The 21,289-nt window shown below is 60.9% G+C and carries 19 protein-coding genes; 11 read left to right on the top strand and 8 right to left on the bottom strand.

The annotated features are described in order from the left end of the window. Positions 1–4: 4 nt before the first annotated feature. The 4 genes from glyA to CUJ84_RS06450 form a co-directional block, all read right to left on the bottom strand. A complete protein-coding gene (glyA, locus tag CUJ84_RS06465) occupies positions 5–1,303 on the bottom strand; it encodes a serine hydroxymethyltransferase (protein ID WP_105005626.1) in 1,299 nt (432 codons plus the stop codon). Between the two features lie 216 nt (positions 1,304–1,519). Next, positions 1,520–2,821 carry a L,D-transpeptidase family protein gene (locus CUJ84_RS06460; RefSeq protein ID WP_027685211.1) on the bottom strand — a complete coding sequence of 434 codons (1,302 nt, stop codon included), beginning with the start codon at positions 2,819–2,821 and terminating at the stop codon, positions 1,520–1,522. 442 nt (positions 2,822–3,263) lie between these two features. Then, positions 3,264–3,779 (bottom strand): transcriptional regulator LdtR, encoded by a 516-nt coding sequence (gene ldtR / locus CUJ84_RS06455; RefSeq protein ID WP_003547156.1) that lies wholly within the window; start codon positions 3,777–3,779, stop codon positions 3,264–3,266. 128 nt (positions 3,780–3,907) lie between these two features. Further along, positions 3,908–4,345, bottom strand: coding sequence for a DUF6163 family protein (locus tag CUJ84_RS06450; RefSeq protein WP_105005625.1), 438 nt, complete (start codon positions 4,343–4,345; stop codon positions 3,908–3,910). A 229-nt stretch (positions 4,346–4,574) separates the two neighbouring features. Here CUJ84_RS06450 and hemB point away from each other — a divergent pair, with 229 nt between their 5' ends. The 6 genes from hemB to CUJ84_RS06420 all read left to right on the top strand — a co-directional run bounded on the left by hemB (position 4,575) and on the right by CUJ84_RS06420 (position 8,870). Beyond that, positions 4,575–5,588 (top strand): porphobilinogen synthase, encoded by a 1,014-nt coding sequence (gene hemB / locus CUJ84_RS06445; protein WP_105005624.1) that lies wholly within the window; start codon positions 4,575–4,577, stop codon positions 5,586–5,588. Positions 5,589–5,869: 281 nt separating this feature from the next. Beyond that, positions 5,870–6,328: an RDD family protein gene (locus CUJ84_RS06440; protein WP_003558297.1), complete on the top strand. Its 459-nt coding sequence runs from the start codon at positions 5,870–5,872 to the stop codon at positions 6,326–6,328. A 207-nt stretch (positions 6,329–6,535) separates the two neighbouring features. Then, positions 6,536–7,312 carry an arginyltransferase gene (locus tag CUJ84_RS06435; RefSeq protein ID WP_025394017.1) on the top strand — a complete coding sequence of 259 codons (777 nt, stop codon included), beginning with the start codon at positions 6,536–6,538 and terminating at the stop codon, positions 7,310–7,312. After that, positions 7,313–8,200 carry a DMT family transporter gene (locus CUJ84_RS06430; protein WP_105005623.1) on the top strand — a complete coding sequence of 296 codons (888 nt, stop codon included), beginning with the start codon at positions 7,313–7,315 and terminating at the stop codon, positions 8,198–8,200. Between the two features lie 59 nt (positions 8,201–8,259). After that, positions 8,260–8,481, top strand: a complete 222-nt coding sequence (locus tag CUJ84_RS06425; protein ID WP_105005622.1) for an AbrB/MazE/SpoVT family DNA-binding domain-containing protein — start codon at positions 8,260–8,262, stop codon at positions 8,479–8,481. Next, positions 8,478–8,870 carry a type II toxin-antitoxin system death-on-curing family toxin gene (locus CUJ84_RS06420; protein WP_105005621.1) on the top strand — a complete coding sequence of 131 codons (393 nt, stop codon included), beginning with the start codon at positions 8,478–8,480 and terminating at the stop codon, positions 8,868–8,870. Before CUJ84_RS06425 ends, CUJ84_RS06420 begins: the two co-directional genes overlap by 4 nt. On the opposite strand, the gene CUJ84_RS06415 is transcribed toward CUJ84_RS06420, so the two are convergent. Beyond that, positions 8,860–9,318: an SRPBCC family protein gene (locus CUJ84_RS06415; RefSeq protein WP_047621585.1), complete on the bottom strand. Its 459-nt coding sequence runs from the start codon at positions 9,316–9,318 to the stop codon at positions 8,860–8,862. The two genes, CUJ84_RS06420 and CUJ84_RS06415, sit on opposite strands and share 11 nt — an antisense overlap. Before the next feature lie 211 nt (positions 9,319–9,529). Then, positions 9,530–11,785, bottom strand: a complete 2,256-nt coding sequence (gene parC, locus CUJ84_RS06410) for a DNA topoisomerase IV subunit A (protein WP_105005620.1) — start codon at positions 11,783–11,785, stop codon at positions 9,530–9,532. Between the two features lie 227 nt (positions 11,786–12,012). On the opposite strand from parC, the gene CUJ84_RS06405 reads away from it, so the two are divergent. Beyond that, positions 12,013–13,200, top strand: coding sequence for a hypothetical protein (locus CUJ84_RS06405; RefSeq protein WP_105005619.1), 1,188 nt, complete (start codon positions 12,013–12,015; stop codon positions 13,198–13,200). A gap of 58 nt (positions 13,201–13,258) precedes the next feature. Here CUJ84_RS06405 and CUJ84_RS06400 read toward each other — a convergent pair whose 3' ends face one another. Then, positions 13,259–13,900, bottom strand: coding sequence for a TetR/AcrR family transcriptional regulator (locus CUJ84_RS06400; RefSeq protein WP_105005618.1), 642 nt, complete (start codon positions 13,898–13,900; stop codon positions 13,259–13,261). A 66-nt stretch (positions 13,901–13,966) separates the two neighbouring features. Here CUJ84_RS06400 and CUJ84_RS06395 point away from each other — a divergent pair, with 66 nt between their 5' ends. Continuing rightward, positions 13,967–15,136, top strand: a complete 1,170-nt coding sequence (locus CUJ84_RS06395; RefSeq protein WP_105005617.1) for a serine hydrolase domain-containing protein — start codon at positions 13,967–13,969, stop codon at positions 15,134–15,136. Between the two features lie 63 nt (positions 15,137–15,199). Here the strand turns inward: CUJ84_RS06395 and aspS are convergent, their stop codons facing one another. Continuing rightward, positions 15,200–16,990, bottom strand: coding sequence for an aspartate--tRNA ligase (gene aspS / locus CUJ84_RS06390; protein WP_105008105.1), 1,791 nt, complete (start codon positions 16,988–16,990; stop codon positions 15,200–15,202). A 254-nt stretch (positions 16,991–17,244) separates the two neighbouring features. On the opposite strand from aspS, the gene CUJ84_RS06380 reads away from it, so the two are divergent. The 3 genes from CUJ84_RS06380 to CUJ84_RS06370 all read left to right on the top strand — a co-directional run bounded on the left by CUJ84_RS06380 (position 17,245) and on the right by CUJ84_RS06370 (position 21,202). Continuing rightward, a complete protein-coding gene (locus tag CUJ84_RS06380) occupies positions 17,245–18,636 on the top strand; it encodes a multicopper oxidase family protein (protein WP_105005616.1) in 1,392 nt (463 codons plus the stop codon). 174 nt (positions 18,637–18,810) lie between these two features. Continuing rightward, entirely contained in the window at positions 18,811–19,956 is a 1,146-nt protein-coding gene (gene rnd, locus CUJ84_RS06375; RefSeq protein ID WP_105005615.1) for a ribonuclease D, read from the top strand. Positions 19,957–20,140: 184 nt separating this feature from the next. Beyond that, complete coding sequence (locus CUJ84_RS06370) at positions 20,141–21,202, top strand: adenylate/guanylate cyclase domain-containing protein (protein WP_105005614.1); 1,062 nt, start codon at positions 20,141–20,143, stop codon at positions 21,200–21,202. Positions 21,203–21,289: the final 87 nt, after the last annotated feature.

Here is a 21,289-nt window from a genome sequence, read left to right as displayed (position 1 = left end):
CTCCTTATCCCAAGTAATCATACATGGGGAAGCGGTCGGTGAGGCTGACCACCTTGCCACGCACAGCGGCTTCGACGGCGGCGTTGCCTTCATCCGAATTGGCGACCTTCAGGCCGTCGAGGACCTCGACGATGAGATTGCCGATCTCGCGGAATTCGGCTTCCTTGAAGCCGCGGGTCGTGCCGGCCGGTGCGCCGAGGCGCACGCCCGAGGTGACGAAGGGCTTTTCCGGATCGAAGGGAATGCCGTTCTTGTTGCAGGTGACATAGGCGCGGCCGAGGGCTGCCTCGGCACGCTTGCCGGTGGCATTCTTCTTGCGCAGGTCGACCAGCATCAGGTGGTTGTCGGTGCCGCCGGAGACGACGTCGAGGCCGCCCGATATCAGCGTTTCGGCAAGCGCCTTGGCGTTCTTGACGACCTGGGCGGCGTAGTCCTTGAATTCCGGCTGCAGCGCCTCGCCGAAGGCGACAGCCTTGGCGGCGATGATGTGCATCAGCGGGCCACCCTGCAGACCCGGGAAGACGGCCGAGTTGAACTTCTTCGCCAGATCCTCGTCATTGGTGAGGATGACGCCGCCGCGTGGGCCGCGCAACGACTTGTGGGTCGTCGTCGTCGCGACATGGCAATGCGGGAATGGCGACGGATGAACGCCACCGGCAACGAGGCCGGCAATATGGGCCATGTCGACCATGAGGTAGGCGCCAACCGAATCGGCGATCTCGCGGAAGCGCTTCCAGTCCCAGATGCGGGAATAGGCAGTGCCGCCGGCGATGATGAGCTTCGGCTTGGTTTCCTTGGCCTTGCGCTCGACTTCATCCATGTCGAGCAGGTTGTCGCCTTCGCGCACGCCGTAAGAGACGACGTTGAACCACTTGCCGGACATGTTGACCGGCGAACCATGCGTGAGGTGGCCGCCCGAATTCAGGTCGAGACCCATGAAGGTGTCACCCGGCTGCAGCAGCGCCAGGAACACGGCCTGGTTCATCTGCGAACCGGAATTCGGCTGGACGTTGGCGAAATTGACGCCGAACAGCTTCTTGGCGCGCTCGATCGCCAGTTCCTCGGCGATATCGACGAACTGGCAGCCGCCGTAATAACGCTTGCCGGGATAACCCTCGGCATATTTGTTGGTCATGATGGAGCCCTGGGCTTCCAGCACGGCGCGGGAGACGATATTCTCAGAAGCGATCAGTTCGATCTCGTGCCGTTGGCGACCGAGTTCCTTTCCGATCGCGCTGAAAATGTCCGGATCGACGTCCGCAAGCGAGCGATTGAAGAAGGATTCGGTGGAAGCATTGGTCATGGGCGGGCTCCTCAACTGGAATGCGCTGAGGTATTAGCCTTCCGCCGTGGCGAGGGCAATACGAAGAACGACATTTGCTGAGCAAAGCGCGCGCTCACGCTCTTTTGCGGCCGCGCCGCGCCGATCTTTGGCGACCATATCGAGGAGCGTCTCCCCGGACAAAAAAAACCGCGCCGGAAAAGCGCGGTTTTCAAATTGCGATGCGGAGGTCGCCGCTTACTGGACCGGCTGTTCCATACCCGCCGTGGTGTCGAGCGCCAGCTCGGCATTGCCGTCCATCTGATAGATGTCGTCGCGGAACTGGACAATGCCGTCGGGCATGCCCCAGGCGGAGATGTAGACAAAATAGACCGGAACTTCCGTGGCGAGCTTGACCGGCGTGTTGACGCCGGTTGCGATCACCTGCTCCATCTGCTGGCGGTTCCAGCCGGGGGTCTCGCGCAACAGCCAGTTCGACAAGTCGCGGACGTTCTGAACGCGGACGCAGCCCGACGATTCAAAGCGCATCAGCTTGTTGAACAGGCCCTGCTGCGGCGTGTCGTGCATGTACTCGCCGTTCTTGTTGTAGAAGTTGATCTTCGTCGAGGCCATGGCGTTGGTCTTGCCGGGGTCCTGACGGAACATCAGGTTCGGCGCCTCGCCGTTCCAGTCGATGGTCTCGGGGGCGACTTCGTTGCCCTTGCCGTCGAGCAGACGAATGGCATTCTTTTCGAGATAGGTCGGATCCTTGCGCATCAGCGGCATGATGTCTTTTTCGACGATCGAGCGCGGCGCCGTCCAATAAGGATTGAGGATGACCTCGTAGATCTTCGAATTGACGAGATGCGTCGGGCGGCTCAAGCGGCCGACAACCGCGGTGTGACGTGTCGCGACACTGCCGTCTTCCACAGCCTCGACGTAAGCGGCCGGGATGTTGACCATCAGGTGACGGCGGCCCATGTCTTCGGGGAAGGTCTGCAGGCGGATGAGGTTGGTGTTCAGCTGCTGCAGGCGGACATCGGCAGGAATGTTCATCGCCTTCAGCGTGAATTCGCCGAGAACACCATCGGACGGCAGACCGTGGCGGGCCTGGAAGCGCTTGACGGCGCCATCGACATAGGAATCGAAGGCGTTGGACATGCCGGCTTCGCGCGGCAGATCGCCGGTGATCGCAAGGCGCTGGCGCAGCGCCTGGACGGAAGGAGAGCTGACGCCGAGCTGCAGGCGCTGGTCACCGGGATTGACCTCAGGCCAGCCGCCGGCTGCGGCGATCTGCTGATACTGCATGATCGCCTGTTGCGCGCTCGCAACCGACTGCGGGCCGAGGATCGGCGTGTTGGAAACCATGGCGGTCGCCGTGCGCGAAGCCGCCTTGGCGTCAAACTGGTCGTCCCAGTTGCCGCGGCGAGGCGCATTGATCAGCGTATCGAGCGCCGATTGCGCGAATGCCGGCGCGGCAATCGCGCTGGCGCCAACCGTTGCCGCGGACGCAAGGAAAGCGCGGCGCGAGAGAGCTTCAATTCCGTTTTTCTTCGACATAGTCCCAACCACTGACTGCGGCGATAAAGAGATGCCGCGGCTCTTTGCGATATCACTGCGCTTTAACGCAGATCCCAGTCCATTCGTTGTCCCGGCGCATCAAAAAATTCCGCTTGCCCCATCACAAGATTGCGATGCGACAGCCTGAGCATTCCTGATCGGTCCATTGAAAGCGCCGGTTGTTAAGTCTTCCGCTGCCACACCAATATGGCCAATTCGTGTTGCCGGGTGGGTAGAAGGACTGCCGGCTACCGGAAACACGACGCAACGAACCATATGACGGGTAAAGCGTGCCGGTTAATAACGGCTAAAAAACGGCTTGAATACCGGGCTTTGCGCTTGTCTGCCATGCGTTGCAAAGATGCCACGCGGATCAAACGGCAAATCGGACGTGCAGGGAACACGTCCGATTTTCTGCAACCCTGGAAGGAGGTCAGGAGTCTTAGAGGCGGTACAGGATCTGGTCGTTCCAGAAGCGGTCCAGACGCTGGAGCAGCTTGTTCATCTGCGTGAACTCATCGGTGCCGATGCCGCCGACCTTGTCGATCGAGGCGATGTGGCGTTCGTAGAGCTTGGCCACCGTTTCGGCGATGTCCTGGCCGGTTTCGGTCAGGCTGATTCGGACCGAGCGGCGGTCGATGCGGGAGCGCTGGTGGTTGATGAAGCCGAGATCGACCAGCTTCTTGACGTTGTAGGAAACGTTGGAGCCGAGATAGTAGCCACGCGAGCGCAGCTCGCCGGCGGTCAGCTCGGAATTGCCGATGTTGAAAAGGAGCAGCGCCTGGATGGCGTTGACATCGCTGCGACCCTGACGGTCGAACTCGTCCTTGATGACGTCGAGAAGACGACGGTGCAGACGTTCAACGAGATGAAGGGATTCCATGTAAAGATCACGGATGTCGTGGTCCTGCTGGTCACGGAAGGTCGATACCGCCTGCGGCTTAATTTTCGTGTTCATATTGACTGCCTCACTGTTTGTTTGGCGGTGTGTTTTCTTCCCGCCTTGAGTGAGACCCTATCGAATACATATAAAATTCGACTTAAACCGCAGGCTTAACGGAGCCTTACCGGTAACCCCACGTTGTCTCAGGGTAAATCAACACTTACCTGGCGGCGGTGCCGGCGCTTTTCCAGCCAGAGCAACAGGCGGAAAATCCAGTAGACGACGGCGACCATGAGATGCAGCAGGATGATCAGCTTGTTGGGGCCGAAAATATCCGGCAGCAGGCCATACATGAGGATCTGCCCGCCGGCGGCGAGCACCCAGATGACCGGCCCCCAGGAGACGGTGAGCCAGAGGCCGAGGGAGGCGACGGGGAAGAGTACGGCGAGGCTGGTGCTCGCCACCTTCCACGGCAGGCTCAAAAGATCGAAGCGACCGGCGCCGACCAGCGAATAGCCGACGAGCATCGCCCAATATTGCAGGCCGAACCAGAAGCAGGATACGGCAACCAGCCTCAGGAAGAGAATGAAGAGGATATCCGCCAGTGTGCGTTTCGGTATCGTCGGGGATTCGGTTTCCATAGCGCAGACATCGGTTTGGGGTTGCATCTTCACAAGGGCGCCCACGCGTCTGACACGACGCGCCAAGGACGCTCTATAACATTGAGTTAGCGCATAACCCGAAAATCCATTCCGATTTTCGGGTTATGCGCCAGAGGTTTTTCCGCCGCGGCCAATCGTCCGGTTTGGATTTTCCAGGCGCCATGATAATGAGCGCTCCGATAAATGGAATGGGCCAAGGACAGATATCATGCAGGACAGGACGCATCTCGTCGACGACATCACCGGTCATCGCCGCATGCGGCGCAACCGCAAGGCGGATTGGACACGCCGGCTGGTGCAGGAGAACCGGCTGACGGTCGATGATCTGATCTGGCCGATCTTCATCGTGCCGGGTTCCGGCATCATCGATCCAATCCCGGCCATGCCGGGTGTCAACCGCATGAGCATCGACAAGGCCGTCGAAGCCGCGCGCGAAGCGGCCGGCCTCGGCATTCCGGCGCTCGCCACCTTTCCGAACATCGAGATGGAACTGCGTGACGAGACCGGCTCAAACAGCCTCGAGGCCAACAACCTGATCAATCAGGCGACAGCGGCGATCAAGAAGGCGGTGCCTAATATCGGCGTCATTACCGACGTCGCGCTCGATCCCTTCACCAGCCACGGCCATGACGGCATCCTCAGAGGCAGCGAGATCGTCAACGACGAGACCGTCGACCAGGTGGCGCGCGCCGCCGTCATGCAGGCGGATGCCGGCGCCGACATCATCGCACCGTCGGAGATGATGGACGGGCGCATCGGTGCGATCCGCATGGCGCTCGATGCGGCCGGCCACCAGAACGTCGGCGTCATGAGCTATGCGACGAAATTCGCCTCCGCCTTCTACGGTCCCTATCGCGAGGCAATCTCGACGGGCGGGCTGCTGAAAGGCGACAAGAAGACCTATTATCTCGACCCCGCCAACGGCACCGAGGCGATCCGCGACGCGGCCCTCGACGTCGAGGAAGGCGCCGACATGCTGATGGTCAAGCCCGGCCTGCCCTACCTCGATATATGCTGGCGGATGAAGGAGGCCTTTGGCCTGCCGACCTTCGCTTACCAGGTTTCCGGCGAATATACGCAGATCAAGGCGGCGGCGATGAACGGCTGGATCGATGGCGAGCGGGCGATGCTCGAAACGCTGCTGTCGTTCAAGCGGGCGGGATGCGACGGTGTCCTCACCTATTTCGCGGTCGAAGTGGCGAAAATCCTCGCAAAGCGGTGACTGCATAATTCCTTAAATCGGAATCGATTTAAGGATAAAATTATGCAGCGATTCAAAGTGCTACAGCGTCCTTTGCGCATCTCAAAAGACGCGCGGCGCTGTAGTGCATGATGCCGAAAAATGTCCGCGGTTTTCGGACGACATCATGCTCCATTTCTTTGATTTAGATGCGGATGGTTTTAGGCCGATCCGGCCTAAAACCATCCGCATCCGGGGCAGATTATTGCATTTTGCCCTGCCGATACCATATCAGCGGCATCGCTTTTCCTGAGGAGATTGAGATGAGCTACAACCCCAATCCGCTTTATGCCGCACCGGAGGACTGGCGCGCCTATAGCGGCGTGTTGAGCCGCCGGGTCTTCGCCTTCATTCTCGACTATGTCATCGTGGCGCTGCTGTGCATTCCCGCGGCGATCGTGCTGTTCTTCCTGTCGATCGTTACGCTGGGCCTCGGCTTCCTGCTCTACCCTGCCCTCTTCGTCATCGTCGCCGGCATTTACTTCGGCCTGACTGTTGGTGGGCCGAGCCAGGCCTCGCTCGGCATGCGCGCCATGGGAATCGCGATCGTGCGCGTCGATGGACGGCCGATGGATTTCATGACGGCGATCGTGCATCTGGCACTGTTCTGGATCCTCAACTCGGTGCTGACGCCGCTCATTCTGCTTGCCGGCCTGTTTATCGAACGCAGCCGTCTCGTCCACGACCTGCTGGTGGGCACGGCGACGGTGCGCACGGCCTGAGACCTTGGCTGAAACCCTAACTGCGATCCCGGGGCGGAGACGAAATAAAGTCTCCGCCTTCTCTTTGCCGACGGGCGCCGGCGCTCCATATTTAAAATCAGAAGACTGATATGAAGGGCGAAAAGCGCCCCCGCTGTTGACGTTTTTTATTCTTAGGTCATGCTGTCAGGAAACGGCACGGTCTCGACAAGGAAATTTCCGCGACAAATGAATACGCAGACGACGCCATCACCGCAGTTTTATCTGACGGCTCCGGCTGCGTGTCCGTACCTGCCGCATGAGATGGAACGCAAGGTGTTCACCCATCTGGTCGGCCCGCGCGCCGCCGAGATGAACGACATCCTGACGCAAGGCGGTTTCCGCCGCTCGCAGAACATCGCTTATCGCCCGGCCTGCGAATCCTGTCGCGCCTGCGTTTCCGTGCGAATTCTCGCCCAGGAATTCGAGCCGACGAAATCGATGAAACGGGTGCTTGCCGCCAATTCTGACGTCATCGCCACCGAATTCGCAGCCCAGCCTTCCAGCGAACAATATTCCCTCTTCCGACGCTATCTCGATTTTCGCCACCAGCAGGGCGGCATGTCCGACATGACCGTGCTCGACTATGCAATCATGGTGGAAGACACACATGTGAATACGAGAATCATCGAATATCGCCGGCGCGAGGAAGGCTCCGGACTGGAGCAGCGGCCAAAGGGCGAGCTGCTTGCCGCCGCCCTCACCGACACGATGAGCGACGGGCTGTCGATGGTCTATTCCTATTTCAATCCGGCGCTTGAACGGCGTTCGCTCGGCACTTTCATGATTCTCGACCATGTCAGGCGCACGAAAGCGTTGGGACTGCCGCATGTCTACCTCGGCTACTGGGTTCAAGGGTCGCGGAAAATGGACTACAAGACGCGTTTCCAGCCGCAGGAGCATCTGACCCCGCGCGGCTGGGAACGCTTCGATCCCTCGTCCATGCCTGAGAGCACCCACGACTGAATGTTCCCCACCGCTCTTTCCGGCCATCGGAAGGGCCTGCTGCTGACGGCGATCGGCGGGCTGGCGCTTTCCGTGGATATCCCGCTCATGAGACTCGCCGACGGCGAGCTGTGGTCGATCCTTGCGGCGAGAAGCATCGCGACCCTTGGCGTGACGCTTCTGGTCGCCACAGTGCTCAGGATCGCCAACGGGCGATGGCCAGTGCTCGTGCCGGGCTGGCCGGGCCTCGTCACCGGCCTGCTCTACGGGTTGACGACGGTGGTCTTCCTTCTTGCCGTTTTCAACACGTCGACGGCCAATGTCGTATTCATCGTCGCATTCAATCCGATGTTCGCCGCCCTTCTTTCGTGGATTTTCCTCAAGGAGCGGCCGGCGCTAGCAACGCTGATCGCCATGGCGGCGATGATCTTCGGCGTCGGTCTGATCGTGCGGGATGGGCTTTCGGGCGGCCATCTCTTCGGCGATATCATGGCGCTGCTGACCGCCTTCATCATTGCCGCCGCCATCACCTTCAGCCGCGCCTCGCGCCGGGAGATGGGCTTCGTCTCGCTGCTTTCGACGGTGCTGCCGGCGGCGGTCGGCCTGATCTCGGTCATGCCGGCAGGCGGTTTTTCGATCGAGCATCCCGCCTGGATCCTCTTCAACGGTGCGGTGATGATGCCGCTTGCCCTCTGGTGCCTGGCGACCGGACCGCGTTACCTCTCGGCGCCTGAAGTCGGCATGTTCTACCTGCTCGAAACCGTGCTCGCACCGATCTGGGTCTGGCTGATCTTTGCCGAAACGCCGACGAAGATGACACTGGTCGGCGGCGGCATCCTGGTGGCGGCGATCGCGGCGCATTCCGCCTGGATGGTGCGGAGGAAAAGCATCAGGCAAATGGCAGGCTAGGACGTTGTCGCCTGCTCGGCCTCATGTTATAACTCCGTTACCACACAGAGGATGAAGCGATGAACGTCACGATCCGCAAGATCGGCAATTCCGAGGGTATTATCATCCCTAAAGAGGTGCTGCAGCGGTTGGGCCTGAGCAGCGGCGACAGCCTCGAACTGCGAGAGATCGAGGGTAATATTCAGCTTGTACCGGAATCGGCGGATCTTGCCGAGCAAATGCGGGCGGCCCGCATCGGCATGGAAAAATATCGGGTGGCACTCCGCGAACTCGCGAAATGATACGGCTTAAGTGGCTGAGCCGCCAAGCGATTGAAAATATGCACGATGAGCAAATCGCTGAGCATGGCGGTCTGCCTGGCCTGCGGGATGCCAATGCATTGGAAACCAGCTTGGCACGGCCGCTTAACAAAGCTGCATACGGCGAGACCGACATCTTCGTACTCGCCGCAGCCTATCTCTATGCCATTGTTAGAAACCACCCATTCGTGGATGGAAACAAGCGTACCGGCTATCTCGCGGCGTTTACGTTTCTCTACATCAACCGCTATGTCATCAATGCCGACAACGCGCAGGTCATTGCATTTGTACTAGAGGTAGCCGCCGGCGAGATCGACGAAGAAGGCGCGACCCGCTTCCTTCGAGATTTCACCATACCGCTCAACCCGTAGCCTTAAACTGCTGCTGCTCCAGTTCTCTCCCAAGCCCTTCGACCACATGCGCCCAGCCTTGCCGGGTCTTTTCCTCGTGTTCGGCCCATTCGGCGCACATTTCGTGGGTCAGCGTCAGACGGCTGCCGCCGCCGAGAGGCTCGATGTTGATTTCGACGCGGTCGCAATTGTGGTCGTGCTCCTCGACGGAGAAACTGAAGACCATGCGCTGCGGGCGCTTCAGTTCCAGAAAGACGCCCTGGTGGAAGGCGTCGCCGGTCGGGCGGCGGTCGACGACGAAGAAACGGCCGCCGACATGCGGATCGATATCGGCGCGGATGACGTGACCGTCATCGGTCGCAAACAGGAAGCGGCGGGCGATTTCGGGGTTGAGCCAGGCGTCGTACACGACGGCGGGCGGCACCCTATAGGTCTGGCTGACATGCAGTTTGATGGTGCTGGCGGGCATCTGTTTTCCTCCGGTAATGGCGCGCACACTCCTCCCGTGCGCGGCCTGCGGCCATTCCGTCCGCCTCCGGAGCCGGCCTGCTCATATTTTTGCTAACAGGGTTGAGATAGAGGAATTGTCGCGCCCGCCAAGAGTCGGGCGCGGAATTTACTGCATCTAAGTTTTACAGCGTTCTTTGCGCGTCTGAAAAGACGCGCGGTGCTGACGTGCCTCAGCCGGCGAATTTGCCGCTGCGCGGGAAGCCCTTCGGCACGGTGCGGCCGGCGGTGGCGCGGTCGGCCAACCATTCGGCAAGTTCGTCCTTGTTCTTCGTGAAGGTGCGGCCGGCGCTGTCTTCCCAGACGAGGCCGTCTGATATCGAAAAGCAGCGGACGTCGGAAATGCCGCCATCCTTGTAACGCTGCAGACGCACACCCTTGCCGCGCGACATTTCCGGCACTTGCGCCAGCGGGAAGACCAGCAGCTTGCGGTTTTCGCCGACGACGGCGACATGGTCGCCAGCGACGGGCACGAGCAGCTGGGTTTCCTCGGGCAGCCCGACGTTCATGATCTGCTTGCCCTTGCGGGTATTGGCGACCAACTCGGCTTCGGGAACAACGAAACCATTGCCGGCTGTGGAGACAATCAGCTGCTTGCGCGCGGGATCATGGACAAAAGCGGTCAGCACCGCCTGGTCGTTATCCATATCGACCATGATGCGCAGCGGCTCGCCGTGACCGCGGCCGCCCGGCAGCTTGTCGCCGCCGAGCGTGAAGGCCTTGCCGCCTGTGGTGACGATCAGGATCTTGTCCGTCGTCTGCGCCGGGAAGGCGATCTTCAAGCCATCGCCTTCCTTGAAGGTCAGCGTCGCCGTATCGGCGATATGGCCCTTCAATGCGCGGATCCAGCCCTTTTCGGAAATGACGACGGTGATCGGTTCCTTCTCGATCATCGCCTGCTGGATTGCTTCCTCGTCGGTCTCAGGTGCGTCGGCAAACTGGGTACGGCGGCGGCCGACCTCGGTCGCCTTGGCGAATTTCTTCTTCACCTCACCGATCTCCCAGGCGACCGTCTGCCATTGCTTGTCGTCGGAGGAAAGCAACGCCTCGATCTCGCCCTTTTCCTTGGTGAGTTCGTCGAATTCCTTGCGGATCTCGAACTCTTCCAGCTTGCGCAAGGCGCGCAACCGCATATTGAGGATCGCCTCGACCTGATTGTCGGTGAGATCCCAGCGCGCCATCATGACCGGCTTCGGCTCGTCCTCCTCGCGGATGATGCGGATGACCTCATCGATGTTGAGGTAGGCGACCAGCAGGCCGCTGAGGATTTCGAGGCGCCTGTCGATTGCGGCCAGACGGAAGCGCGAGCGGCGCTGCAGAACTTCGCGGCGGTGGTCCAGCCACTCCCTCAGGACCTCGTTCAGCGCCATGACCCGCGGGATGCGGCCCATGGAGAGCACGTTCATGTTGAGTGGGAAGCGGCTTTCGAGCTCCGTCAGCTTGAACATCGATTCCATCAGGATCGTCGGATCGACGCTGCGGGTCTTCGGCACCAGCACGACACGGATGTCCTCGGCCGATTCGTCGCGGATATCTTCCAGCAGCGGCAGTTTGCGGGCGATCAGCAGCTCGGCGATCTTCTCGATCAGCCGCGATTTCTGCACCTGGAAGGGAATTTCGGTGATGACGATCTGGTAGCCGCCGCGGCCGAGATCTTCCGTCTGCCATTTCGCCCGCACGCGGAAACCGCCGCGGCCGGTGCGGTAGCTCTCGATGATGCTGTCGCGGCTGTCGATGATGATGCCGCCGGTGGGGAAATCCGGGCCGGGAATGAATTCGACCAGCTTTTCGACGGTCGCATCCGGATGCTTGATCAGATGCAGGGCAGCATCACAAAGCTCATGAGCATTGTGCGACGGGATCGAGGTCGCCATGCCGACGGCGATGCCGGAGGAGCCATTGGCGAGCAGGTTCGGGAAGGCGCCGGGAAGGACGACCGGCTCGGAATTCGATTCGTCGTAAGTGTCGCGGAAATCGACGGCATCCTGATCAATGCCTTCGAGCAGCAGTTCGGAGACCGCTGTCATCTTCGATTCGGTGTAACGCATGGCGGCGGGGCTGTCGCCGTCGATATTGCCGAAATTGCCCTGGCCGTTGACCAGCGTGTAGCGCTGAGAGAAATCCTGGGCGAGACGGGCAAGCGCGTCGTAGATCGACTGGTCGCCGTGCGGATGGTAGTTACCCATCACCTCGCCGACGATCTTGGCGCATTTCCTGAAGGCCGAGTTCGGCCTCAGCCCCATCTCGTTCATCGCATAGACGATGCGGCGATGGACGGGCTTCAGCCCGTCGCGCACGTCAGGCAGGGCGCGGTGCATAATTGTCGACAACGCATAGGCAAGGTAACGCTGCTCGAGCGCCGCCTTGAGGTCGACCGGTTGGATGTGATCGTCGTCTCCGCCGGAAGGCGGCAAAATCTCTTGTCCCATAGGTCCTGACTAGCTCAGAAGAGGCCGGCGGGCAAGGAATCCGGGCCATTACGGCTGTGGATGAAGTCTTGGGACTGACATCAAAGGATGAGACAAACGTTCCGCCGCAATTTGGACTTCGTTTGCCGTTCCTCTCAACAGAATTTTAGAGATCCGCAAATATAAAGCGGGCCTAATCCGTAGTAGCGTAACTGCAGATTTCCAACCGCCACCAGAGGAATCACCCCATGAACTTTTCCCGGACAACGCGGCTGATGCTGTCGGGCGCCGCTTTTTTCTCGCTCGCCGGTTCGGCTTTCGCCCTCGACGGCGCCGATCTGCTGAAGAAGCTCAATGCCGCCTATGCCGTACAGGGCGGAACGATTTCGGCTGACGCCGTCGATATCGACGGCACGACCGCGACGCTGAAGAATGTCACCGTCAAGTCGGCTGGCGGCGAAAGCCTGCCCATCGGCGAAGTCACACTTTCCGGCGTCGAAGAAGACGAGGATGGCGGCTATTACATCGAAGAAGCCGCATTCCCCGACATTAACAAGACGAAAGACGGCGTCACAGTAACGGCGCAGGAGCTGACGCTCGGCGGCATCTCGATCCCGGCAACGGCGGGCGGCGACACGCTCGATACGATGATGCTCTACGAAACCGCCCATACCGGCCCGCTGAAGGTCGTCAAGGACGGCGCCGAACTGTTCTCGCTGCTGCAAAGCGACGTCAATCTGACACTGCGCGAAGACGAATCCGGCTTCGATTTCGACGGCGCCTTCAAAAGCATGAAGGCCGATCTCAGCAAAGCCGAGGATCCGCAGAGCAAGGACGCGATCGAGAAGCTGGCCCTGCAACACATCCAGGGCGATATCACCATGAAGGGCGCCTGGGAACTTGCCCCCGGCACGATCGACATTTCGGAATTCGCCTTCGACTTCACCAACATCGGCAAGCTGAACCTTGGCTTCAAGATCTCGGGCTACACGATGGCCTTCGTGAAGTCGCTGCAGGATGCGATGAAGCAATCCGAAGCCAGTGCGAACAAGGAAGAATCGCAGCAGGCGCTCGGTCTTGCCATGCTCGGCCTGATGCAGCAGCTGTCCTTCGAGGCCGCGCAAGTGCGCTTTGAAGATGCCTCGATCACCAAGCGTGCGCTGGATTATGCCGGTTCGCAGCAGAACATGTCGGGCAAGCAGATGGCGGATTCGCTGAAGGCGATGACGCCGATCATGATGGCGCAGCTCAATATCCCGGAACTGCAGAACGCCGTTTCGGCAGCGGTCAACACCTTCCTCGACGACCCGAAGAGCCTGACCGTCAAGGCCGCTCCTGAAAAGCCGGTGCCGTTCCCGACGATCGTGGGCGCCGCCATGGGCGCTCCGAACACGCTGCCGCAGGTGCTTGGCGTCAAGGTTACCGCCAACGACTGATCGCTTCGATCTTGCGACGAAAGGCCCGGCAATCCAGTGTTGTCGGGCCTTTTCGTTTTCAGGCGCGATGACGGGCGACCTCGGCGATGGCGAGGACTGCGATATCAAGCAATTCCTCCAGCGATGCGCCGTCCCTCGCCTGCACCGACATGCCCTGGATGATGGCACCGAGGAACCGTGCCAGCGCGCGGGGGGTCGTCTCTGGCTTCATGTCGCCCTCGCGGATGCCACGCTCGATCCTCGCCGTGAAAGCGTCCAGCGACCGACGGCGCATCGCTGCGACATGGTCGGCGATCACCTCGTTCTCGCTGGCGCAGTTCAGCACAGCCGTCGAGATCATGCAGCCTTTCGGATGCTCCGGAGCCGAGAAAATCGCGGCCGAGCCCCGCAATATGCGCTCGAAGGCGGAGACGGTGTCGATCGGCTCGCCAAGCGCGGAAAACGTGTCGGAACCTAGCGCTCGGTATTGCTCCAGCGCCGCTCGATAGAGATCGGCCTTCGAGTTGAAGGCGGCATAGAGGCTTTGCGGCGTGATGCCCATGGCGGCAGTGAGATCGGCGATCGAGGCGCCCTCATATCCATGCGCCCAGAAGGTCTCGCGGGCAGCCGACAGCACTGTCTCGCGGTCGAAGGCCGGCGGACGGCCGCGGCGTCGGGCGGTAGAATTTTCCACGTCTCGGCTATTTTTCACAATGATCACTCTAGAAATTCGAAACGGCTTTCTATATTCAGGAACGGTCATTGTGATTATAGAAGGTTTAATCTGATGAGTCTTCCCCTCGAAATGGCCGATGCCGACCAGAATTCATCGCTTGCTGCAGCAGTCGATGCGGCAATCACAAGCGCGCTCGACGACAAACGGCTTGTGGGAACGGTGGTATTCGTCGCCCGCGACGGAGAGATCGCGCATCGCCGCTCCGCCGGCCTTGCCGACCGCGAAAGCGGTCTGGCGATGCGTGAGGACACCATCTTCAGGCTTGCTTCCATCACCAAGCCGATCGTCACCATCGCCGCGATGCGGCTCGTCGAGCAGGCAAGAATCGGGCTCGACGACCCGGTGACGAGATGGCTGCCGGACTTCCGGCCGAGGCTGCCCGACGGCGGCGAAGCAACCATTCGCATCCGCCACCTGCTGACCCATACATCCGGCCTCGGCTACAGCTTCTCCGAAGAGGACGGCGGTTCCTATGCCCGCGCCGGCGTTTCCGACGGCCTCGCCGAGCCCGGACTGCCGCTGGCCGAGAACCTGCGGCGGATCGCCAGTGCACCACTGCGCTTCGCGCCGGGCAGCGACTGGCAATATTCCGTCGCCATGGATGTTCTGGGCGGCGTCATCGAGGCGGAAACGGGTGTGCCGCTGGGCGAGGCCGTCGCCGATCTGGTGACGAAACCGCTTGGCCTTGCCGATACCGCGTTTTCGGTTCGCGACCGCAGCCGGCTGGCAGCGACCTATATGAACGCTTCACCGGAACCCGCGCTGATGGGCGAGAATGCGGTGGTGATGTCGCTGATGGGTCCCATCCGCTTCGCGCCGAACCGCATCTTCGACCCCGCCTCCTATCATTCCGGCGGCGCCGGCATGGCGGGAACGGCGCGTGACGTGCTCGCCATACTCGATACCATCCGCAGAGGTGGCGCACCGCTGCTCTCGACCGAAACCGTAGGGATGATGATGACGGACCAGGCCGGCGGACACCGCCAGCAGCATGAACCAGGCTCCGGCTTTGGCTTCGGCTGGTCTGTTATCACCAATCCGGTCGAGGCAGACGTCCCCTTCCCCCAAGGCACGCTGAAATGGGGCGGCGTCTACGGACATAGCTGGTTCATCGACCCGGTCAACGGGTTGACCGTCGTTGCTCTGACCAACACGGCGCTGGAGGGCATGTGGGGCAAGTTCACGGTCGATCTTCGCGAGGCGATCTACGCGGCATTGTAAGCGATCGAACCAAACAAAAAGCCCGGCGAGTTGCCGGGCTTTTGCATTCGGGATCAGACGATCTCAGTCCTTCTTGACCGGCGGGATCGGCCGGATCGAGAGTTCGCGCAACTGGGTCGGGCTTGCCGGGCTCGGCGCGCCCATCAGCAGATCCTGGGCCTGCTGGTTCATCGGGAACAGCGAGATTTCGCGCAGGTTCTTCGCGCCGACGAGCAGCATGACGATGCGATCGATGCCGAAAGCAGCACCGCCATGCGGGGGCGCGCCGTACTGGAAGGCACGGTAGAGGCCGCCGAAACGATCCTCGACGTCCTGCTGGCTGAGGCCGACCTTCTCGAAGGCGGCGACCATGGTTTCCGGCGACTGGTTACGGATCGAGCCCGAGGCGATTTCGAAGCCGTTGCAGACGGCGTCATACTGGAACGCCTTGATGGTCAGCGGATCCTGGTTCTGAAGCGCGTCGAGGCCGCCCTGCGGCATGGAGAACGGGTTGTGCGCGAAATCGACCTTCTTTTCTTCCTCGCTCCATTCGAAGAACGGGAAGTCGACGATCCAGCAAAGTTCGAAACGGTCGCGATCGACAAGGTTCAGCTCTTCGCCGGCCTTGGTGCGGGCTTCACCGGCAAACTTGTAGAACTTGGCCGGATCGCCGGCAACGAAGAAGCAGGCGTCACCGTCATCGAGGCCGAGCTGGGTACGGATCGCGTCGGTGCGCTCCTCGCCGATGTTCTTTGCAAGCGGGCCGGCGCCCTCGAGCTTGTCACCTTCCTTGCGCCAGAAGATGTAGCCGAGGCCAGGCTGACCGGTCGACTGCGCCCAGGCATTCATGCGATCGCAGAACGCTCTGGAACCGCCGGTCTTGGCCGGAATAGCCCAGATCTCGACCTTCGGGTTAGAGGCGATCATGCCTGCGAAAACCTTGAAGCCGGAGCCGGCGAAATGTTCGGTGACCGCTTCCATGACGATGGGGTTACGCAGGTCCGGCTTGTCCGAACCATATTTGCGGATCGCCTCGTCATAGGGGATGCGCGGCCATTCCTTGGTGACCGGCTTGCCTTCGGCGAACTCTTCGAAAATGCCTGATATCAGCGGACCCATCGTGTCCCAGACATCTTCCTGGGTGACGAAGCTCATTTCGAGGTCGAGCTGGTAGAATTCGCCCGGCAGGCGATCGGCGCGCGGATCTTCATCGCGAAAGCACGGCGCGATCTGGAAGTAGCGGTCGAAACCGGCAACCATCAGAAGCTGCTTGTACTGCTGCGGCGCCTGCGGCAAGGCATAAAAGGTGCCGGGATGGATGCGGGAGGGCACGAGGAAGTCGCGTGCGCCTTCCGGCGAGGAGGCCGTCAGGATCGGCGTCGTATATTCGGTGAAGCCGACATTGCCCATTTCGCGGCGCATGGCCGAGATGACCTGAGTGCGCTTGACGATATTCCGGTGCAGCGTTTCGCGGCGAAGATCGAGGAAGCGATATTTGAGACGGACGTCCTCGGGATAGTCCGGCTCGCCGAAGACCGGCAGCGGCAATTCCTTGGCGGCGGAGAGGACTTCGATCTCCTGCGCGTAGAGTTCGATCTCGCCGGTTGCCATGGTCTTGTTGACGGTGTCTTCAGAGCGAGCCTTGACGAGGCCGTCGATGCGGATGACCCATTCGCCGCGGACGGTTTCCGCCATCTTGAAGGCCGGGCTGTCCGGATCGGCGACGACCTGGGTGATGCCGTAATGGTCGCGAAGGTCGATGAAGAGAACGCCGCCATGGTCGCGAACGCGGTGAACCCAGCCGGAGATACGGACGGTCGAGCCGACATCCGACTTGCGGAGGGCGGCGCATGTGTGGCTGCGATAGCGATGCATGATCTCAAATCCTGGCATGTGGCTTAAGACGGCAGCAAGGGTTCCAAGACCCTCAAGCGCCGACAAGAAAATCGGGCGGAAAAGCGCATGGACGCTCCGATTTGTCAAGGCTTGGCGCGCGCAACCGAGCGTTTGACACGCGTTTATGGAAAGGCTGCGACCGGTATGCTGCCGCAGTTTGGCCGCGCTTCCCGTATTGCTGAAGATGTCGGTCAACTTTAAAAGGATCGACATTCTCATCGTGGAGCATGCCGATGCCTCTCCTGACCCGCCGCAACCTCTTGAAGGCATCCGCTGTCGCGGGCGCCTATGGTGTCGGCATCGGCGTTGCCGGTAAATTCGGGCTTGCCGAGGCGGCTCCCGAGCCGCAGCTGCTGACGGCGGTGAAGACCGAAGCCATGCTGACCGAGGCGGGACCGACCAGGGATATCATGAGCTGGGGCCATGACGGCATGCCGCCGGTTTTGAGGATGACAAAGGGGCGACCCTATGCGGCGCGGCTGAAAAACGAGCTCGACGAGCCGACGACGATCCACTGGCACGGGCTTCGCATCGATAATCGCATGGACGGCGTGCCGTTCATGACGCAGCCCTACATCTATACCGGCGACAGCTTCGACTATGCCTTCACGCCGCCCGATGCCGGCACCTTCTGGTATCATCCGCATTGCAACACGCTGACGCAGATGGGCCACGGCATGACCGGCGTCATCGTCGTCGAGGACCCAGCCGATCCGGAGATCGATGCCGAGGTGGTGCTGAACCTGCGTGACTGGCGGCTCGGCGGCGACGGGCAATTCATCGCTCCCTTCCGGCCACGCGACGCGGCCAAGACCGGCACCTACGGCACGGTGCGCACCGCCAACTGGCACCAGGAACCGCGATATGATGCGCCGGCCGGCGGGCTGGTGCGGCTGCGCATCGCCGTAACCGACGTGACGCGGATCTTCTCGCTAAAGATGGAAGGCGCCGATGCGACCGTGATTGCGATCGACGGCAATCCGGTGCCGAAGCGTTTTTCCCTCGACCTCCTGCAGATCGGGCCGGGTCAACGGCTCGACCTTGCCGTGCGCATGCCGGATGGTGAAGGTGCGGTCGCGACGCTCGAGGATATCCGCGGCACCGCGCCGAAGACGATCGCCAGCCTGCGCGCGGTCGGATCATCACTGAAGCGCGATATCGGCGATCTCAGGCCGCTTGTCGACAATCCCGTCCCGAAGGCCGATCTTTCCGCCGCCGAGCAGATCCCGCTGATACTGAGCGCTACCGCCGAGAATGCCGCCGTCGAAAGCATCTGCGGCACGCTGGGCTACAGTTTCTGGGCAATCAACAAGGTGCCGTGGCCGGGCGATACGCCCGATCCGACGGCGCCGCTTGCGGAATTGAAGCTCGGCAAGAGCTATGTCTTCAATCTGGAAAATACCACGCCGCATGCCCATCCGATCCATCTGCATGGGATGAGCTTCACGGTGATCTCCTCCTCGACGCGGGAGGTGATGCCGCTGGTGTCCGATACCTATCTCATCCAGCCGGACGAGAAGGTGCAGCTTGCCTTCGTCGCCGACAATCCCGGCGACTGGCTGCTGCATTGCCATATCATCGAGCATCAGAAGACGGGGATGACGAGCTATCTCAGGGTAAGCTGAGGCAGTGCGCTTTCGTCGCGACTGCGGCTCCGCTTCGCGCCTGCGGTCGCGCCTTGCCTCAGTTTGGACGTGATTCTTAGCCAGCAATGCTCGAAGCGTATGCTGTTGTATTGACATATCGAACCGAAAGGAGAAGGAAGGTTTAACCGACCTTTTCCTTGCGAATGAAATGATATGATCGAAACCACCGCCGATTTGGCGGCCGCCTGCAAAGAGCTGGCCAAGTCCGACTTCATCACCATCGACACCGAATTCCTGCGCGAAACGACCTTCTGGCCGGAGCTCTGCCTGATCCAGATGGCAAGCCCGACGACCGAAGTTCTCGTCGATCCGCTGGCCAAGGGCATCGATCTCGCCCCCTTCTTCGAGCTGATGGCCGATCCGAAGGTGCTGAAGGTCTTTCATGCGGCGCGCCAGGACATCGAAATCATCTTCAATCGCGGCAATCTCATTCCGCATCCGATCTTTGACACGCAGGTCGCCGCCATGGTCTGCGGCTTCGGCGACAGCGTCTCCTATGACCAGTTGGTCAGCCGCATCAAGAACGTCCATATCGACAAATCGTCGCGCTTCACCGACTGGAGCCGCCGGCCGCTCTCGGACAAACAGCTGGATTATGCGCTGGCCGACGTCACCCACCTGCGCGACGTCTACCTGTCGCTGAAGGCGGAACTCGATCGCGAAGGCCGCAGCTCCTGGCTCTCCGAGGAAATGGACATTCTCGAGTCGCGCGAAACCTACGACATGCATCCCGACGATGCCTGGCAGCGGCTGAAGATGCGTCTGCGCAAGCCGCAGGAGCTGGCGATCCTGAAATATGTCGCCGCCTGGCGCGAACGCGAGGCGCGGGCCCGCAACGTGCCGCGGTCGCGGGTGCTGAAGGATGATGCGATCTACGAGATCGCCCAGCAACAGCCCAAGGATACCGAGGCGCTCGGCCGTCTGCGCACCATTCCAAAGGGTTGGGAGCGCTCGACTTCCGGCGCAGCAGTCATCGAAGCCGTCAACACGGCGCTCGCTCTTCCGAAGGCCGATATGCCGCATGCGCCACGCCAAGCGCAGGCGCCCGAAGGGGCCGCTGCTGCCGTCGAATTGTTGAAAGTGCTGCTGAAGCTGATTTCGGAAAAACACGGCGTGGCGCCGAAGGTGATCGCCAACAGCGAGGATCTCGACAGGATCGCCGCCGAAGGCGAAAAGGCCGAAGTCGCTGCCCTGCACGGCTGGCGGCGTGATCTTTTCGGCGAGCCGGCACTGCAGCTGATCCAGGGTCAGATCGCCCTGCGCTTCGTCGACCGGAAGGTCGAAACCGTCAGCCTCTGAGGCTGCTACTTAATTCCTTATATCGGCATCGATTTAAGGATAAAATTATGCAGCAATTCAAAGTGCTGCAGTGTGCTAGCGCATCTGAAAAGACACGCCAAGGATGCTGTGGTTTCGAATTCGCTTGACGGTTTTTTCCGGCCTGAAACAATGGTGGGAAGTAACATCACGGCGCAGAGGCGGCATGCGGGAAATATCTCCGACGCAGAATTGGATCCTGATCGCGATCGTCCTTGCGGCCAGCGGCGTCATCTATGATTCCATGTTCTATTCCAACCAGACGCCCGTCATCGGAGCGATCTTCGCGCTTTTCATCGGCATGCCGATCCTCGCCTTCGAGCGCAAGGTGCTGTTGCGCACGCTCTACAGGCGCATCCAGAAGCTGCCGACTTTCGCCTTCATCATCACCGAGCTGGTGATCTACGAGATCTTGATGAGCATCGGCTTTGCCTGCGCCGGCCTGCTGCTCTGGTCCGTCGGCATGCTGAAGCCGCCGTCGCTCCTCGATCTCGTCATCATGCCGTTCGAGGTCTTCCTCTATGCGCTGGCGGTCTGCGCGTTGATGATCTTCGTCTTGCGCGTGCGAGAGCTGCTCGGCCGCGACGTTTTCCTTAGCATGCTCGTCAGCCGCTACCGCAATCCGGTTAGGGAAGAACGTGTCTTCCTGTTCATCGATCTCGTCGATTCGACGGCCTTTGCCGAAAAGCACGGCGACCTCCGGGCGCAGCAGCTGCTGAGCTCGCTGTTTGCGACCTTTGCCGAGCCCGTCAGGCGCCACAAAGGCATGATCAACGACTATGTCGGCGATGCGGCGATCATCACCTGGCCGCTCGCCCGCGGTGTCAAGGATGCGCGTTGCGTGCGCTGCATCTTCGATATCCTCGCCGATATCGAAGCCAATGCCGCGGGCTGGCGGAAGAGTTACGGGCAGGTGCCGAAGCTGCGCGCCGCCCTTCACGGCGGCGAGATCATCACCGCCGAAATCGGCGTCGACCATCACAAGATCAGCTATTTCGGCGACACGGTGAACACCACGGCCCGATTGGAAACGCTCTGCCGCAGCCTGAACCGACCGGTGCTGATCTCCACCGAGCTTGCCAGGCGCATGAACTTTCCCGACGACATATCCTGCGAGGATCTCGGCACCCACGCCGTGAAGGGGCGCGGCCAGGCGCTCGGCGTCATGGCGCTTTCCTCGCGCGCGGTCACCGTACTGAAGACGCCGGCGGTCATTCTGCACGGCTGAGCAAGGGCTCTGCCGCATCGGCCCGAAAATCGGAATCGATTTTCGGAAAGCACGATGCGAGGATTGAAAGTGTTGCAGCGTCCTCTG

This window comes from Rhizobium leguminosarum, from assembly GCF_002953715.1.
GTDB classification, from domain to species: Bacteria; Pseudomonadota; Alphaproteobacteria; order Rhizobiales; family Rhizobiaceae; genus Rhizobium; species Rhizobium leguminosarum_V.
The sequence above is the reverse complement of the archived record's forward strand: the minus strand, read 5'-3'. Positions and strand labels throughout refer to the sequence as shown.

What these genes read in the sequence shown, in the direction of transcription:
- CUJ84_RS06435 (WP_025394017.1), top strand. Translation starts at nt 6,536, where the DNA reads ATGAATACGCAGACGACGCCATCACCGCAGTTTTATCTGACGGCTCCG.
- CUJ84_RS06405 (WP_105005619.1), top strand. Translation starts at nt 12,013, where the DNA reads ATGAACTTTTCCCGGACAACGCGGCTGATGCTGTCGGGCGCCGCTTTT.
- CUJ84_RS06440 (WP_003558297.1), top strand. Translation starts at nt 5,870, where the DNA reads ATGAGCTACAACCCCAATCCGCTTTATGCCGCACCGGAGGACTGGCGC.
- CUJ84_RS06420 (WP_105005621.1), top strand. Translation starts at nt 8,478, where the DNA reads ATGATACGGCTTAAGTGGCTGAGCCGCCAAGCGATTGAAAATATGCAC.
- CUJ84_RS06425 (WP_105005622.1), top strand. Translation starts at nt 8,260, where the DNA reads ATGAACGTCACGATCCGCAAGATCGGCAATTCCGAGGGTATTATCATC.
- CUJ84_RS06395 (WP_105005617.1), top strand. Translation starts at nt 13,967, where the DNA reads ATGAGTCTTCCCCTCGAAATGGCCGATGCCGACCAGAATTCATCGCTT.
- CUJ84_RS06370 (WP_105005614.1), top strand. Translation starts at nt 20,141, where the DNA reads ATGCGGGAAATATCTCCGACGCAGAATTGGATCCTGATCGCGATCGTC.
- CUJ84_RS06430 (WP_105005623.1), top strand. Translation starts at nt 7,313, where the DNA reads ATGTTCCCCACCGCTCTTTCCGGCCATCGGAAGGGCCTGCTGCTGACG.
- CUJ84_RS06415 (WP_047621585.1), bottom strand. Translation starts at nt 9,318, where the DNA reads ATGCCCGCCAGCACCATCAAACTGCATGTCAGCCAGACCTATAGGGTG.
- parC (WP_105005620.1), bottom strand. Translation starts at nt 11,785, where the DNA reads ATGGGACAAGAGATTTTGCCGCCTTCCGGCGGAGACGACGATCACATC.
- ldtR (WP_003547156.1), bottom strand. Translation starts at nt 3,779, where the DNA reads ATGAACACGAAAATTAAGCCGCAGGCGGTATCGACCTTCCGTGACCAG.
- CUJ84_RS06450 (WP_105005625.1), bottom strand. Translation starts at nt 4,345, where the DNA reads ATGGAAACCGAATCCCCGACGATACCGAAACGCACACTGGCGGATATC.
- aspS (WP_105008105.1), bottom strand. Translation starts at nt 16,990, where the DNA reads ATGCATCGCTATCGCAGCCACACATGCGCCGCCCTCCGCAAGTCGGAT.
- CUJ84_RS06460 (WP_027685211.1), bottom strand. Translation starts at nt 2,821, where the DNA reads ATGTCGAAGAAAAACGGAATTGAAGCTCTCTCGCGCCGCGCTTTCCTT.
- hemB (WP_105005624.1), top strand. Translation starts at nt 4,575, where the DNA reads ATGCAGGACAGGACGCATCTCGTCGACGACATCACCGGTCATCGCCGC.
- glyA (WP_105005626.1), bottom strand. Translation starts at nt 1,303, where the DNA reads ATGACCAATGCTTCCACCGAATCCTTCTTCAATCGCTCGCTTGCGGAC.
- rnd (WP_105005615.1), top strand. Translation starts at nt 18,811, where the DNA reads ATGATCGAAACCACCGCCGATTTGGCGGCCGCCTGCAAAGAGCTGGCC.
- CUJ84_RS06380 (WP_105005616.1), top strand. Translation starts at nt 17,245, where the DNA reads ATGCCTCTCCTGACCCGCCGCAACCTCTTGAAGGCATCCGCTGTCGCG.